This window comes from Rhodococcus sp. (in: high G+C Gram-positive bacteria) (genome assembly GCF_049299235.1).
In the GTDB taxonomy this organism is placed as follows: Bacteria; Actinomycetota; Actinomycetes; order Mycobacteriales; family Mycobacteriaceae; genus Rhodococcus.
In genome coordinates, this window is the sequence record NZ_JBAQXC010000134.1 from 1 (window position 1) to 14,042 (window position 14,042).

15 protein-coding genes are annotated in these 14,042 nt (G+C 65.6%); 9 read left to right on the plus strand and 6 right to left on the minus strand.

Translation table 11 applies throughout. The annotated features are described in order from the left end of the window. Positions 1-65: 65 nt before the first annotated feature. Entirely contained in the window at positions 66-674 is a 609-nt protein-coding gene (locus WAX14_RS08235) for a DinB family protein (protein ID WP_422627600.1), read from the minus strand. 131 nt (positions 675-805) lie between these two features. Here WAX14_RS08235 and WAX14_RS08240 point away from each other — a divergent pair, with 131 nt between their 5' ends. Next, complete coding sequence (locus WAX14_RS08240) at positions 806-1,468, plus strand: hypothetical protein (protein WP_422627601.1); 663 nt, start codon at positions 806-808, stop codon at positions 1,466-1,468. Positions 1,469-1,489: 21 nt separating this feature from the next. Next, positions 1,490-1,693, plus strand: coding sequence for a helix-turn-helix domain-containing protein (locus WAX14_RS08245; RefSeq protein ID WP_422627613.1), 204 nt, complete (start codon positions 1,490-1,492; stop codon positions 1,691-1,693). Here WAX14_RS08245 and WAX14_RS08250 read toward each other — a convergent pair. Next, positions 1,665-2,288 carry a TetR/AcrR family transcriptional regulator gene (locus WAX14_RS08250; protein ID WP_422627602.1) on the minus strand — a complete coding sequence of 208 codons (624 nt, stop codon included), beginning with the start codon at positions 2,286-2,288 and terminating at the stop codon, positions 1,665-1,667. The genes WAX14_RS08245 and WAX14_RS08250 overlap by 29 nt on opposite strands. Before the next feature lie 91 nt (positions 2,289-2,379). Between WAX14_RS08250 and WAX14_RS08255 the strand changes: the two genes are divergently transcribed. After that, complete coding sequence (locus tag WAX14_RS08255) at positions 2,380-3,270, plus strand: siderophore-interacting protein (RefSeq protein WP_422627603.1); 891 nt, start codon at positions 2,380-2,382, stop codon at positions 3,268-3,270. Between the two features lie 52 nt (positions 3,271-3,322). Here the strand turns inward: WAX14_RS08255 and WAX14_RS08260 are convergent, their stop codons facing one another. After that, positions 3,323-4,291, minus strand: a complete 969-nt coding sequence (locus WAX14_RS08260; RefSeq protein ID WP_422627604.1) for an ABC transporter substrate-binding protein — start codon at positions 4,289-4,291, stop codon at positions 3,323-3,325. Between the two features lie 162 nt (positions 4,292-4,453). Between WAX14_RS08260 and WAX14_RS08265 the strand changes: the two genes are divergently transcribed. The 5 genes from WAX14_RS08265 to nrdF all read left to right on the plus strand — a co-directional run bounded on the left by WAX14_RS08265 (position 4,454) and on the right by nrdF (position 9,202). Continuing rightward, positions 4,454-4,723, plus strand: a complete 270-nt coding sequence (locus tag WAX14_RS08265; RefSeq protein ID WP_422627605.1) for a 2Fe-2S iron-sulfur cluster-binding protein — start codon at positions 4,454-4,456, stop codon at positions 4,721-4,723. 373 nt (positions 4,724-5,096) lie between these two features. Then, on the plus strand, positions 5,097-5,327 hold the full coding sequence (nrdH, locus tag WAX14_RS08270) for a glutaredoxin-like protein NrdH (RefSeq protein WP_422627606.1): 231 nt from the start codon (positions 5,097-5,099) through the stop codon (positions 5,325-5,327). 107 nt (positions 5,328-5,434) lie between these two features. Further along, complete coding sequence (nrdI, locus tag WAX14_RS08275) at positions 5,435-5,884, plus strand: class Ib ribonucleoside-diphosphate reductase assembly flavoprotein NrdI (protein ID WP_422627607.1); 450 nt, start codon at positions 5,435-5,437, stop codon at positions 5,882-5,884. 95 nt (positions 5,885-5,979) lie between these two features. Further along, positions 5,980-8,148 carry a class 1b ribonucleoside-diphosphate reductase subunit alpha gene (gene nrdE / locus WAX14_RS08280; protein ID WP_422627608.1) on the plus strand — a complete coding sequence of 723 codons (2,169 nt, stop codon included), beginning with the start codon at positions 5,980-5,982 and terminating at the stop codon, positions 8,146-8,148. A gap of 43 nt (positions 8,149-8,191) precedes the next feature. Then, the gene (gene nrdF, locus WAX14_RS08285) at positions 8,192-9,202 is read left to right on the plus strand and encodes a class 1b ribonucleoside-diphosphate reductase subunit beta (RefSeq protein ID WP_422627609.1); all 1,011 of its coding nucleotides are present in this window, start codon (positions 8,192-8,194) and stop codon (positions 9,200-9,202) included. A 101-nt stretch (positions 9,203-9,303) separates the two neighbouring features. Here the strand turns inward: nrdF and WAX14_RS08290 are convergent, their stop codons facing one another. From WAX14_RS08290 to WAX14_RS08300, 3 genes are read right to left on the minus strand one after another with little or no spacing between them, the layout of a single operon-like run. Then, positions 9,304-9,780 (minus strand): NUDIX hydrolase, encoded by a 477-nt coding sequence (locus WAX14_RS08290; RefSeq protein WP_422627610.1) that lies wholly within the window; start codon positions 9,778-9,780, stop codon positions 9,304-9,306. Between the two features lie 22 nt (positions 9,781-9,802). After that, on the minus strand, positions 9,803-10,882 hold the full coding sequence (locus tag WAX14_RS08295) for an HtaA domain-containing protein (RefSeq protein ID WP_422627611.1): 1,080 nt from the start codon (positions 10,880-10,882) through the stop codon (positions 9,803-9,805). Between the two features lie 46 nt (positions 10,883-10,928). Beyond that, positions 10,929-11,993 carry an ABC transporter substrate-binding protein gene (locus WAX14_RS08300; RefSeq protein ID WP_422627614.1) on the minus strand — a complete coding sequence of 355 codons (1,065 nt, stop codon included), beginning with the start codon at positions 11,991-11,993 and terminating at the stop codon, positions 10,929-10,931. A 427-nt stretch (positions 11,994-12,420) separates the two neighbouring features. On the opposite strand from WAX14_RS08300, the gene ctaD reads away from it, so the two are divergent. Beyond that, positions 12,421-14,042: cytochrome c oxidase subunit I (gene ctaD, locus WAX14_RS08305; RefSeq protein ID WP_422627612.1), on the plus strand; the 1,622-nt coding region annotated here is incomplete at its 3' end.

Consider the following 14,042-nt stretch of genomic DNA (forward strand, 5'->3'; position numbering starts at 1 on the left):
GGCCGGGCCGTGGCGGCACCGCAGGCCGGAACGTCCCGAAGTGCATCGCCGGTACCGCCGTCGGTTCAGATCGTGGGGCCGCCGCTGCCGATGCGGAAGGTGTCGGCGGCGGACTGGACCCGCGCGACCTGCGCGCGCCACCGGTCTCCGTCGGTGTACGGAAGGTTGTCGCTATCCCTGAGCCTGCCCGCGGAACCGTCGATCAACTCCCGAACAATGTCGGCATGCCCCGCATGACGTGCGGTTTCGACGATCATGTGCACCAGGATCTGCTGCACGGTCACGTGCTCGACCGGCCACCCCGGAACAAATCCTGTCGAATCGAGATCCAGGGCGTCGAGAGTCTGCCGGGCATGCTCCCAGGACCGCCGATACAACCCGTCCACGATGAATTCCGCCGACTCGTCCGGTGTCGCCCACATGTCCGCATTCGCGGGCGCGTCGGGAGTGGCCCACGGCATGTCGATCGGAGCCGGACGGCCGAACACGGAGCCGAAGTACCCGAATTCACACCCGGCCAAGTGTTTTACCAGGCCGAGCAGGTTGGTGCCCGTCGGCGTCAACGGCCGCCGAAGGTCATACTCCGACAAGCCCTCGAGCTTCCAGAGAACCGATTCCCGCAGCATCTGTAGCTGGTCGATCAATGCCGACTTGTCCGTGGCTTCCCGCGTCACCGCCGTAGCGTAGCGATGCACCCGCAGAGAGGCTCCACATTCGGGCAGGGCTGCAGACAGGGCGCAGACGGGAGGCGCTGGCCGCGCTCGACCGCCACCGGCCCGACGCGGGAGACTCCGCAGCTGCGACGATGATGCGGATCCGCCCGCTCGTGCAACTCGGTCGACTCGACGATGCCGACGCGGCGCTCGTCGACGTGTTGGAGATGATCGGCCCGGCCGACCTGCGGATGCGTGCCTGGCACTTGCAGATGCACGCCGAAGTCGCGAGATGGCGCGGCGACGACCCTCGTGCCGCGGACTACGGTGACCGCGCCGCCGACCTGCTCGCCGACACCGGGCACAGCGTCGAGTGGCGCATCGCATCGGAGTTCGCGGCCGCGTGCAATGCCCGCGCCGGACGGTTCGGCTCCGCCGCCGACCGGTTGCGGCGGGCCGCAGACCTGCCCGAGGCCGGTGGCTATCTCCGCGGATACCGTGTCCTCGCCGAATCCGCTCTGGCCGCGGCGCGTGGACTCCGCACCGATGCCGCCGCGATCCTGCGGGTCGGTGCCGACGTCGCGCATACCCACGGTGCACACGTCGAAAGCCTCGAATTACTGTTCGAGGCAGCCTGTCTCACCGGGCGGCCCATCGAACACCCGGCAGCGTACGGGCCCGCGACAGGAGGACCGCTCACCGGTGTGCTGGCCGACGTCGTCCGGCGCGGTCCGCGCGCCGCACGGGTGGCCGGCGACGCCTTTCTGCGCCTCGGCGCCGTGGGGCCGGCGCGACGCCTCGGTGCCGCACCGTGAGAATGCGCCGGCGTCCGCGCCCTGACCGCTCGGGAACGGCACATCGCCGAACTCGCGTCTGCCGGGTACAGCAGCCGCGACATCGCGGCGATGCTGGGTATCTCGCCGAGGACCGTCGACAACCATCTCCAGCGCGTCTACGACAAGCTGCACGTGCGGAGTCGCAGGGAGCTCGGGGGCGGGCTTGAATCGCTGCTCAGGTCGACAGGTCGAGCAACGCGATGACTCCGCGAGCGGTCGCTCGTATCGACCACGCGAACGTTTCTCGCGGTGAGAGGTCGCCGTGCTTTCGTGCGCCGGCGCCGATGGTGGGAAATCCGTCCGGCGGCCCCGGGCGCACGGTATCGCGATCGTCCCGGTGCGCGACCGGGGCGATCTCGGCGAGTGCGATCGCATTCACCGCGACGACGGACAGGGCGATGCTGGCATCGGCAGGCTCCCAGTCGTAGCGACGTGCGAACGCGGCTTGATGACCTTCGATCGTCCCCAGTGCGCCGTCGGATTGCGGTGTGAGTGCCGAAAGATACCTGCCGATACCGGGATTCGCGACCACGAAGTCGCGTAGTGCGAGTGCGAGGTCGACGAGGGCGTCCTCCGGATCGTCGGCGGTGATGTCGGGGAGTGCGGCTCGCGTGACGATGCCGTCGGCAACGATGCGGTGGAGCCCGTCGACGTCGCCGACATGGCGATACACCGACATCTCGCTCACGCCCAATTCTGCGGCGATCGCGCGGATGCTCAACCGAGGCAGGGTGATGCGCGCTCCGGCCTCGACGATGCGTTCGGGGGTGACGAGCCGGGGTCGCCCGGGTGAGGTCATGACGAGGATTCTCCCATCGACCAGAAATAAGGTGAGACTTACTCACTATATTGTGGAAGATCGCAACCCAACGAAACCCGAGGTCGACGACATGCCGGACCAGTCCCCGCTCACCGCAGACCGTGTCGCGAGCCTGATGGAAGTTCTCAGTAGTCCGGAGCATCGGACCGGGCTCGACGAGACGATGTTCACCGTCGCGTCCGTCACCGCCCGTACTGTCGGGCTCACCCGGGTGACCGGCACGATCTCCGGGTCCCATCCGCTCGGCGAGTGGGCCGGCCCGAACATCGCGGTGCGGCTGTCGCTACCGGAACAGCCTGCGGAATTTGCCGGCATCGACGGGGCGCCCGGCATCACCGCCCGCGTCTACACCGTCGCCGAGGTCGACCCCGCGAGCAGGGTCGTCGCACTCGACGTCGTCGTGCATCCTCACGAATCACCGGTGATGAACTGGCTCGCCAGAACTCGGGTCGGGGACGCCCTGCCGATCGCGGGCCCGCGCCCGCATCGCGTACCCGGGCCGGGATCCCCGCGCATTCTGCTCGCGGACTCGTCGGCGCTGCCCGCAGCGCTCAGTATCCTCACCCGGATGCCGACCGACGTGCCGACGGTGCTCGCGGTCGCTGCTCCCGACGACGAAGTCGACCTGGCCGAAGCCGCCCTCGCGAATCTCCGGGATGTCGTATCGGTACAGCGGTACGCACCCGGTGGCGATCGTCCACTCGCCGCCGCCTTCGCCGCCATGGATGTACCTGCCGGAGCATCGGTGTGGGCGGCGGGCGAACGGGAGGACATGCGGGAAGTGCGGCGCCGCTGCCGCGAGGATCTCGCGCTGGCCGCCCCGGGCATCCAGGTCTTCGGCTACTGGAAACGCGGAATATCCAATACGCGAATCGATCTCGCCCGGCTCGAAGCTGCCCGCGCGTCGATGGACGCGGGACGCAGTCTCTTCTCGACGGACGACCTCGACATCGACGTATGAGATCGCGCCCCGGGGCGCCGCGGCACCCCGGGACGCGATGTCGGCCGCGGTGTCAGTCGTGCGCCGACGCCGTCGGTACGATCTGCGCCTCGATCAACTCGCTGATCGTGTAGTCGATCGACAGTGCCGAGGCATTGCGAAGTGCCGTGAGCGCAGCGGCGTCGACGTCGATGTACCGCCCGTCGGCGACTGCCGGGATCGAGGCGAACATCGGATCGGCCAGTGCGGCGCCGGAGCCGCCGACCGCGAAGAAGCTCAGCAGCAGCACGTCCGCGTCGAGCTGATGAACGTTCTCGGGGGAAAGTGTTGCCGCCCCGGAGCCGTCGCCGGTGTCGGGCAGGGAGCGCACCGTGTCGGTCAGAGTCATTCCGAATTCGCCCAGGATGACGCTGCTGAAGTCGTCCGGACTGTTGACGGCCTTGTAGCCGGCCGGCGTGGCGATACCGAGGGTGTAGGTCAGTCCGTCGAGTTCGGGATGGCGCGTGACGGCGGCGTCGATGCGGGTCGAGGCGTCGTCGACGAGAATTTCGGTGTCGGCCTCACGGCCGAGCGCGCGACCGACCTGGAGTGCCTGGTCCTGCCACGGGATCGTGAGGTAGTCGGCGCTCGTCGGTCCGACGACCGGGGCGATCTCGGTGAGCTGATCGCGGTAGGTGTCGAGGTCGGCGAAGGTCGTCGCGAGGATGAGGTCGGGCCGGAGCGCGGCGATGGCCTCGAGATCGAGTTCGATCGTGCTCGCTCCGGAGCGGGCGGTGTCGATGTGAGCCGGGTCGCCCTCGAACAGTTTGGCCTGCCACGGCACTCGACCGTCGGAGGTGAACGGGAACGCGGCGGTGCCGACCGGGTGGACGCCGAGTGCGAGAGCGGTGTCCGCTTCCTGCCATCCGAGTGTGAGAACTCGCTGCGGCTCGGCAGGGACCTCGACGGTGCCGAATCGATCGGTGATCGTGCGGGTGTTCTCAGCGGTCGTGCTCGGGTTCGCGCAGGCCGCGGCGAACGCGGACAACAGGACGAGTGTCATCGCGATGGGCGACGCACGGATGGCGCGGCGGGGTGAAACAAGGCGGGGTGAAGCAAGGCGGGGTGAAGCAAGGCGGGGTGAAGCAAGGCGGGGGCGCACGGAGTGCTCCTGTTCGTAAGTTCGACAAATATTTAGGTTAGACTAACTCACTTAATTGCGGACGTGTGGTGCCGAGGGCTCGCCGACCGCCCGGCGCATCCGCTGCGAGACGCGTTCGCCGACTACGGCGCCGTCCAATGCGGCTACCGCACACCCGGTCGGACATGTTCGGCGACAGGCATGCGCGCGGAATTCGACCGCGGTGACCCCAGTGCTGTCACCGATCCGGCGCGCAGCGTCGCTGTGGACCGGGAGGCGCTCTGGCACTCGACGGGCACGCGAGTTCGGACCCTGCCGGTGAGACTCGACGACCTGCTGTCGGCGCTACCCTGAGGCTCCCGACGGCCGGAGTCGAGCCTGTCGGTGGACTGCGCCACACTGTTCGCGAACGGGACTTGTGATGGGCTCGATCGCACAATCGCAGACGGTGCAAGGGACACGCCGGAGAGGGGGCGGAAATCGCCCGGTCGAGCATGTACGACCTGGGAATACCAAGAATGTAGTTCACAACATCCTGGGTTTGGTGAATCTCTCTGCCACAAGGTGTAGTGTCTAGACCGCTGGAAGGCCACAACGCCACCGATCCCTCGGGGAAGAAGGATCGACTCGATCAGGCAGTGCATTTGGATCAGGCAGGGCATTCGAGCATCACGCAGCAGTCAGTCGTCAGGCCGTATCGGCCCGTTCGAAGCAAAAAGGGGCTCCCATGAACATCACCGTCTACACCAAGCCTGCCTGCGTCCAGTGCAATGCCACCTACCGTGCCCTCGACAAGGCCGGAGTCGAGTACGACGTCGTCGACATCTCCGAGAATCCGGAGGCCCGCGACTTCGTGATGGCCCTCGGATACCTGCAGGCGCCCGTGGTCATTGCCGGTGACGATCACTGGTCGGGTTTCCGTCCCGATCGCATCAAGGAACTCGCGATCGCGGCCTGAGCTTCCCGCCGTCGCTTCGGCGGCGCCGGCGCGGACACTTCCGTGCCACGACCCCCGTGTACGTGGGGCCGGTCCTTTCCGATCGAGCGAGCGGATGGTGAGTACCGATGAGTTCGCCAGCATCCACGGGAACGCGCCTCGTGTACTTCTCGAGCGCGTCGGAGAACACCCACCGATTCGTCGAGCGGCTGGGGCTGCCTGCGCACCGGATTCCCCTGCACGACCGCGAGGGCGCATTCGAAGTCGACGAACCGTACGTTCTGATCATCCCGACCTACGGCGGCGGCACTACCGTTACCGGCCGGGACACGAGTTTCGTCCCCAAACAGGTCATCCGATTCCTCAACAACAAACACAACAGGTCGTTGATCCGAGGCGTCATCGCCGCAGGCAATACCAACTTCGGTGAGTCGTATTGCTTTGCCGGCGATATTATTTCGCGGAAGTGCAACGTTCCGTACCTGTACCGATTCGAACTGATGGGAACCGCGGAGGACGTCGATCGCGTCCGCGCCGGGCTCGCGCAGTTCTGGGAACGGTCGCTGCAGACCGCCTAGTCGCCACCCGTGGATCCACGCCTCGATAAACACCCCGCGCACCGGTGCATCCGGCTGCGTGGACACACCCGTAACGCACAGTGGGAGCAAACACCGTGACCATCACCGATCCTGCGCCGACCGCGGCAGGCGTCAAGTCGGACGCCTCGCTCGAGGGCCTCGACTACCACGCGCTCAACGCGATGCTGAACCTCTACGGACCCAACGGCGAGATCCAGTTCGACAAGGACGTGGCGGCGGCCCGGCAGTACTTTCTGCAGCACGTCAACCAGAACACCGTCTTCTTCCACGACCTCGACGAGAAACTCGACTACCTCGTCGAGGAGAACTACTACGAACCCGAGGTGCTCGAGAAGTACTCGCGGCCGTTCGTGAAGAAGCTGTTCCAGCACGCCTATTCGAAGAAGTTCCGGTTCCCGACATTCCTGGGCGCATTCAAGTACTACACGTCGTACACCCTCAAGACGTTCGACGGGAAGCGCTACCTCGAACGCTTCGAAGACCGGGTGTGCATGGTCGCGCTCACCCTCGCCGACGGCGACGAGATCCTCGCGACGCACCTGGTCGACGAGATCATCTCGGGCCGGTTCCAGCCGGCGACCCCGACGTTCCTCAATTCGGGGAAGAAGCAGCGCGGCGAGCCGGTGAGCTGTTTTCTCGTTCGCATCGAGGACAACATGGAGTCGATCGGTCGCGCGATCAACTCGGCTCTCCAGTTGTCCAAGCGGGGCGGCGGTGTTGCCCTGCTGCTCAGCAATATTCGTGAGCACGGCGCCCCGATCAAGAAGATCGAGAATCAGTCCTCGGGTGTCATCCCGATCATGAAGCTGCTCGAAGATTCCTTCTCGTATGCCAACCAGCTCGGCGCCAGGCAGGGTGCCGGTGCCGTATATCTGCACGCGCACCACCCGGACATCTACCGGTTCCTCGACACCAAGCGGGAGAACGCCGACGAGAAGATCCGCATCAAGACGCTGTCGCTGGGCGTCGTGATCCCGGATATCACGTTCGAGCTGGCGAAGCGGAACGAGGACATGTACCTGTTCTCGCCGTACGACGTCGAGCGGGTCTACGGCACGCCGTTCGCGGACATCGACGTCACCGAGAAGTACTACGAGATGGTCGACGACAAGCGCATCCGCAAGACGAAGATCAAGGCGCGTGAGTTCTTCCAGACCGTCGCCGAGTTGCAGTTCGAGTCGGGCTACCCGTATGTCATGTTCGAGGACACCGTGAACCGGGCGAACCCGATCGCGGGGAAGGTCACCCACTCGAATCTGTGCTCGGAGATCCTGCAGGTCTCGACCCCGTCGACCTTCAACGACGACCTGTCCTACAACCATGTGGGCAAGGACATCTCGTGCAACCTGGGTTCGCTGAACATCGCGAAGACGATGGACTCGCCGGACTTCGCGCAGAGCATCGAGGTCGCGATCCGCGCGTTGACGGCGGTCGCCGATCAGACGTCCATCGACTCCGTCCCCTCGATCAAGCGGGCGAACGACGAGGGTCACGCGATCGGTCTGGGCCAGATGAACCTGCACGGTTACCTGGCGCGCGAACGGATATTCTACGGCTCCGACGAGGGCGTCGACTTCACGAACATCTACTTCTACACGGTGCTGTTCCACGCCCTGCGCGCATCGAACAGTCTTGCCATCGAACGAGGTTCGTATTTCGGTGGCTTCCCGGAATCGAAATACGCCTCCGGTGAGTTCTTCGACAAGTACACCGAGCAGGCGTGGGAGCCGGCGACCGAGAAGGTGCGGCAGCTCTTCGCCGATTCGAACATCGACATTCCCACGCAGGACGACTGGCGTGAGTTGAAGGCGTCGGTGCAGCAGCACGGCATCTACAACCAGAACCTGCAGGCGGTGCCGCCGACCGGTTCGATCTCGTACATCAACAATTCCACCAGTTCCATCCATCCGGTAGCGTCGAAGATCGAGATCCGCAAGGAAGGCAAGATCGGACGCGTCTACTATCCGGCGCCGTACCTGACGAACGACAACCTGGAGTACTTCCAGGACGCGTACGAAATCGGATACGAGAAGATCATCGACACCTACGCCGCAGCGACGCAGCACGTCGACCAGGGGCTGTCGTTGACGTTGTTCTTCAAGGACACCGTCACCACCCGCGACGTGAACCGCGCGCAGATCTACGCGTGGCGCAAGGGAATCAAGACGCTCTACTACATCCGCCTGCGGCAGATGGCGCTCGAAGGCACCGAGGTGGAGGGTTGCGTCTCCTGCATGCTGTGACGAAATCCACTGACACTCTTCGATATCCAGTAGGGAATGACTGATGACCACTTCCGCGCCCCGCGCACATTCGCCGGCAGGCGGCGCCCGCGTCAAGCTGATCGACCGGGTGTCCGCAATCAACTGGAACCGTGTTCCGGACGAGAAGGACTCCGAGGTCTGGGATCGCCTCACCGGCAACTTCTGGCTGCCGGAGAAGGTGCCGGTGTCCAACGACATCCCGTCCTGGGGCACGCTGACTGCCTACGAGCAGCAACTCACGATGCGCGTGTTCACCGGTCTGACGTTGCTCGACACCATCCAGGGCACCGTCGGTGCCGTGTCGCTGATCCCCGATGCGGTCACCCCGCACGAGGAGGCGGTGCTCACCAACATCGCGTTCATGGAGTCGGTGCACGCGAAGTCGTACTCGAACATCTTCTCGACGCTGTGCTCCACCCGCGAGATCGACGATGCGTTCCGCTGGTCGGAGGAGAACGAGAACCTGCAACGCAAGGCGCAGATCGTTCTCGACTACTACCAGGGCGACAATCCGCTCAAGCGGAAGGCGGCCTCGACGCTGCTCGAGTCGTTCCTGTTCTACTCCGGCTTCTACCTGCCGATGTACTGGTCCTCGCGGGCCAAGCTCACCAACACCGCCGACATGATCCGCTTGATCATCCGGGACGAGGCGGTGCACGGCTACTACATCGGTTACAAGTACCAGAAGGGTCTCGAGCGGGTCACCCAGGCCGAGCGTGACGACCTCAAGGACTGGGTGTTCGATCTGTTGTTCGAGCTGTACGACAACGAAACCCAGTACACCGCAGACTTGTACGACGAGGCGGGCCTGACCGAGGACGTCAAGAAGTTCCTGAGGTACAACGCCAACAAGGCGTTGATGAACCTCGGGTACGAGGCGCTGTTCCCGAAGGACGAGACGGACGTCAACCCGGCGATCCTGTCGGCGCTGTCCCCGAACGCCGACGAGAACCACGACTTCTTCTCCGGCTCCGGCAGTTCCTATGTCATCGGCAAGGCCGTCCTCACCGAGGACGAGGACTGGGACTTCTGACCCCCGCGCCCGTGCACGGTTCCGGTAGCACCAGCTACCAGAACCACGCACGGGCAGTGGAGTTTTCAGGGGCGGTGGAGTTTTCAGGGGCGGTGGCGTTTTCAGGGGCGGTGGAACCACGCGTCGGTGGCGTCACGCAATGCCTTGTCGATGCGCAGCGCCGACGTCTCTGTCAGGTCGGCAGGTAACGCATCGGGTGCGAACCACGCGACCTCGAGGTTCTCATCGTCGGCGACGCGCGCGGACCCGCCGGTCGCGTGCAGCAGGAAACACACATCCAGGTACTGCGCGACGTCACCGTTCGGATAGGCGATGGGAGCGGTGACGTCGACGCTCGTCAGGCGTACGACGTCGGCGACCACCCCCGTTTCCTCCGCGACCTCGCGTACCGCCGCGACCGCGGGTTCCTCACCGGGCTCGAGGATGCCGGACACGACGGCCCAACGGCCGTTGTCGGCGCGGCGGGTCAGCAGGTTCCGGCCGTCGGCGTCGCGCACCACGGCGCTCACCCCGGACAGCCACAGTGGGGCGGTGCCGACGTGGGCGCGCAGCGCGGCGACGAACTCGGGGACAGGCATGAGAGTTCTGTTCCGGAACGTCTCAGTACCGGAACGTCACGGGTGCAGCCTGCCCGCCGGAGTAGGGGAGCAGCGCCGTCGGCTGCAACGGTGCCGAGAATCGGGCGGGGACACCGTCCCATTCGGTGCGGTCCGGATCGGCGGTGGTGTCCAATTGGGCGACGGTGATGCGACTCGTCGAATCGGTGCCGATCTGATTGCCCGTCGACGACTCCGCGGTGAGATAGGTGCCGTCCTCGGTGAACTCGATCCACGGATCGGCCAGCGCGATCTCCAGCAGATGGAACCGTGTGAACGAGACGACGGTGCCGCGGTACTCGATCCGGCCGAGCCCGGTCGCCGGGTCGATCTGCGCGTCGGCCAGTTCGAACGAGAGGGTGCCGTCCGAGTTGACGCTCGCACCGTTCTTCCCGACCACCGAGCCCTGGGTGGTGTCGGTGACCAGATCCGTGTAGCCGGGGGCGAATCCCCACACCAGATCCTGGGGCGGCGCGACCGGAGCGTTCGGGCCGGGGGACGGATCGAAGTTCACCGGCACGGACAGTTCCTGTTCGGCGTTGACCGCGTCGGCGGCGCCGAAGGTATAGATGCCGTACACCGCGTCGCCCGGCACGGTGGCGGGCGCATCGACGGTGATGGTGGCGGTGAACGAGCCGTCGTCGGCGAGGGGCACCCACTGTTGCCGGACCGTGCGCCGCAGGTCGAACGGTACGTCCGGAACCTGGTTCAGTGCGCGCTCGGACAATACCCACGCGTTGGTGGAACGCACGGTCGCGCGGTTGTCGGTGGGGGCTCCCTCGGAGGGACGCCAGTGCTCGGAGAATCCACCGAATGCGACGAACGTGCCGTGCGGAACACCCGGCGGCACCGGCAGCGGAAGCCCGCCGGTGCGGTTCGCGTCCGGGTCGAATCCAGTTCCGCGTACGACGACGGTGTCACCTTCGTGTATCACTCGGTCATCGAGCGGGGTGACACCGTCGGCGGCGAATACCACGATGGCGGGGTCGGCCTCGGGTTGCGCCGCCGCCGGAGCGGCCAGCGGCGACAGGGTTGTCGGCAACAGTGCCGCGAGCATCCCCGTGACGAGTGCGCCGACCCGCACGGCGGGACGCCCGAGACCCGTTCGAACAACCTCAGTTCGAACAACCTCAGTTCGAATAACCATTGAGTGCACCCTTCAGATCGGCGAGTACGGCACGGGCGGCGACCGGGCCGGGGGTGGACCACACGTCGTCGGTCACCGCGAACAACCTGCTGTCGCTGACAGCGCCGAGATCGAGCCATTGATCGGTCTTCATGTACTCGGTGCCGTCGGCGAGACCGGCATCACCGTCGAAACGAACGAAGATCACATCGGCGTCCGCCGCCGCCGGATCGTCCCGGTCGAGGGGTTCGAACGAACGGCCGTCGACGACACCGAAACGCTGCGCCGGCGGGCGTTCGGCACCGGCGTCCGCCATCACCTGACCGGCGAACGACGCGGTGCCTTCGACGACCGGGCCATCGCCGGTGAACCGGACGATGGAGGCCTGGGTTTGCGACGAGGTGAGTTCCCGTCCGGTTTCGGCCGCGGCGACCAGATAGTCGTCGAGCACCCGTTGCGCCGCGTCGCGACGGCCGAGCGTCTCTCCGACGCGCAGGAACTGCTGGCGCCAGAACACCGGGTCGGCGCCCACGGCCACCGTCGGTGCGATCGCACCGAGGTGCCCGTACAGATCGGTGTCGACGGACGAGCCCAGGATCAGATCCGGTTGCGTCTGCGCGATCGAATCGAGATCGGGCACGTCGCCGGTACCGACCGAGGGGAGTTCGGCGATGCCGGTGCCGAGGTAGTCGAAGTAGCCGGGTTCGATCGGGGTGAACGCGGTGCCGACGACCCGCTCCCACAGGCCGAGCGCGCACACCGCGTCCATGGCCGCGAGATCGAGCACGACGATCCGTTGCGGGTCGGTGGGCACTTCCGTGGTGCCTGCCGTGTGGATCACGGTTCGGGTGCCCGTCGGTGGTTGCCCCGCGTCCAGCGGGGAGGGCAGGGCGCACGACGTCGCGGTGTCCCGGTCGACACCGATCACCGCGGCGCCCGCGATACGGGTGGTTGTGCGCACGATGTCGTTCGCGGGATCGTCGGTGGTGTCCGCACACCCGGCGAGGGCGAGTGTCGCGACGGTGGCGGCGGCGAGGACGGCTGTGCGGGACCGGTGCGCAACGGGCAATTCGACCACTTCCTGAATCGGGGACGGTCCAGGCTATCCGTTGTCCGGGCGCGCTCTCGCCCAAGCGGGGGAGGAAGCGCGGCGGGGAAATCGTGGGAACACGTCGAACCTCGAGCTTTCGGGCGGTGCGGTCTTCGGGTGGTGCGGCGGTGTGGCGTCGAACCCGATGTCGCGAACCCTAGCTGATGAGGTATCGCTACCCTAAATTTCCGGGGCAGCGGCTGGTATCGGAATTTGTCCGACGACCATGGCGACACGCGACAACGACTGATCGTCGAGATACCTCGAGGTACTCTGTCGCACCGAGTACGACACTGAGTAGGACCCGGTGGGCGGCCACTGTGTGCAGGGTCTACGATTCGACTCAGCGCAAGCCAGAGACCGCTCACCTCCAGCCCGAGGTACGAGCGCGCATTCAGGAGGATTAGTGACTGCCGTAGCGCCCCAGCCAGTCCCAGAGATAGCTGCAGCAAGGCCGTACCCGCCGCGGCAGGGACCCAAGGGTTCGTTCATCTACAAGATGATCACCACCACCGATCCCAAGGTGCTTGGGATCATGTACATCGTCACGTCGTTCGCGTTCTTCCTCATCGGTGGCCTCATGGCCCTCCTGATGCGCACCGAGCTCGCGGTACCGGGCCTGCAGTTCCTCTCGAACGAGCAGTACAACCAGCTGTTCACCATGCACGGCGGCATCATGCTGCTGATGTACGCGACCCCGATCGTGTTCGGCTTCGCGAACTACATCCTGCCGCTGCAGATCGGCGCCCCCGACGTCGCCTTCCCGCGCTTGAACGCGTTCAGCTACTGGCTGTACCTGTTCGGTGCGATCGTGGTGGCCTCGTCGCTCGTCACGCCCGGCGGCGCCCCCGACTTCGGGTGGACCTCCTACACGCCGCTCGCGGACGTCGTGCACACGCCCGGTGTCGGCGCGAACCTGTGGGTGATGGGCCTGGCCGTGATGGGCCTGGGCACCATCCTCGGTGCCGTCAACTTCACGACCACCGTCGTCTGCCTGCGCGCTCCCGGCATGACGATGTTCCGGATGCCCATCTTCACCTGGAACATCCTCATCACCAGCCTGCTGATCCTGCTGGTGTTCCCGCTGCTCACCGCCGCGTTCATGGGCCTGTTCGTCGACCGGGTCCTCGGTGGCCACATCTTCGACCCGGCGACCGGCGGTGTGATGCTGTGGCAGCACCTGTTCTGGTTCTTCGGGCACCCCGAGGTGTATGTCATCGCGCTGCCGTTCTTCGGCATCGTCTCGGAAATCTTCCCGGTGTTCTCCCGCAAGCCGATCTTCGGCTACACGGGACTCGTGTACGCCACTCTGGCGATCGCCGCCCTGTCCATCGCGGTGTGGGCGCACCACATGTACGCCACCGGCGCGGTGCTGCTGCCGTACTTCTCGTTCATGACGTTCCTCATCGCCGTCCCGACCGGCGTGAAGTTCTTCAACTGGATCCTGACCATGTGGAAGGGACACCTGACGTTCGAGTCACCGATGCTGTTCTCGGTGGGCTTCGTCATCACGTTCCTCTTCGGTGGCCTCACCGGTGTCATCCTGGCCAGCCCGCCGCTGGACTTCCACCTGCACGACTCGTACTTCGTGGTCGCGCACTTCCACTACGTGCTCTTCGGCACCATCGTGTTCGCCACCTACGCCGGCATCTACTTCTGGTTCCCGAAGATGACCGGACGCATGCTCGACGAGCGTCTCGGCCGCTGGCACTTCTGGCTCACGTTCGTCGGCTTCCACACCACCTTCCTGGTGCAGCACTGGCTGGGCAACGAGGGTATGCCGCGTCGCTACGCCGACTACCTGCCGACCGACGGGTTCACCACGTTGAACACCATCTCCACGATCGGCGCGTTTATTCTCGGTGCGTCCACGTTGCCGTTCCTGTGGAACGTGTTCAAGAGTTACCGGTACGGGCAGGTCGTCACGGTCGACGATCCGTGGGGTTACGGGAATTCCCTGGAATGGGCCACGTCGTGCCCGCCGCCGCGGCACAACTTCACCGAACTGCCGCGTATCCGTTCGGAGCG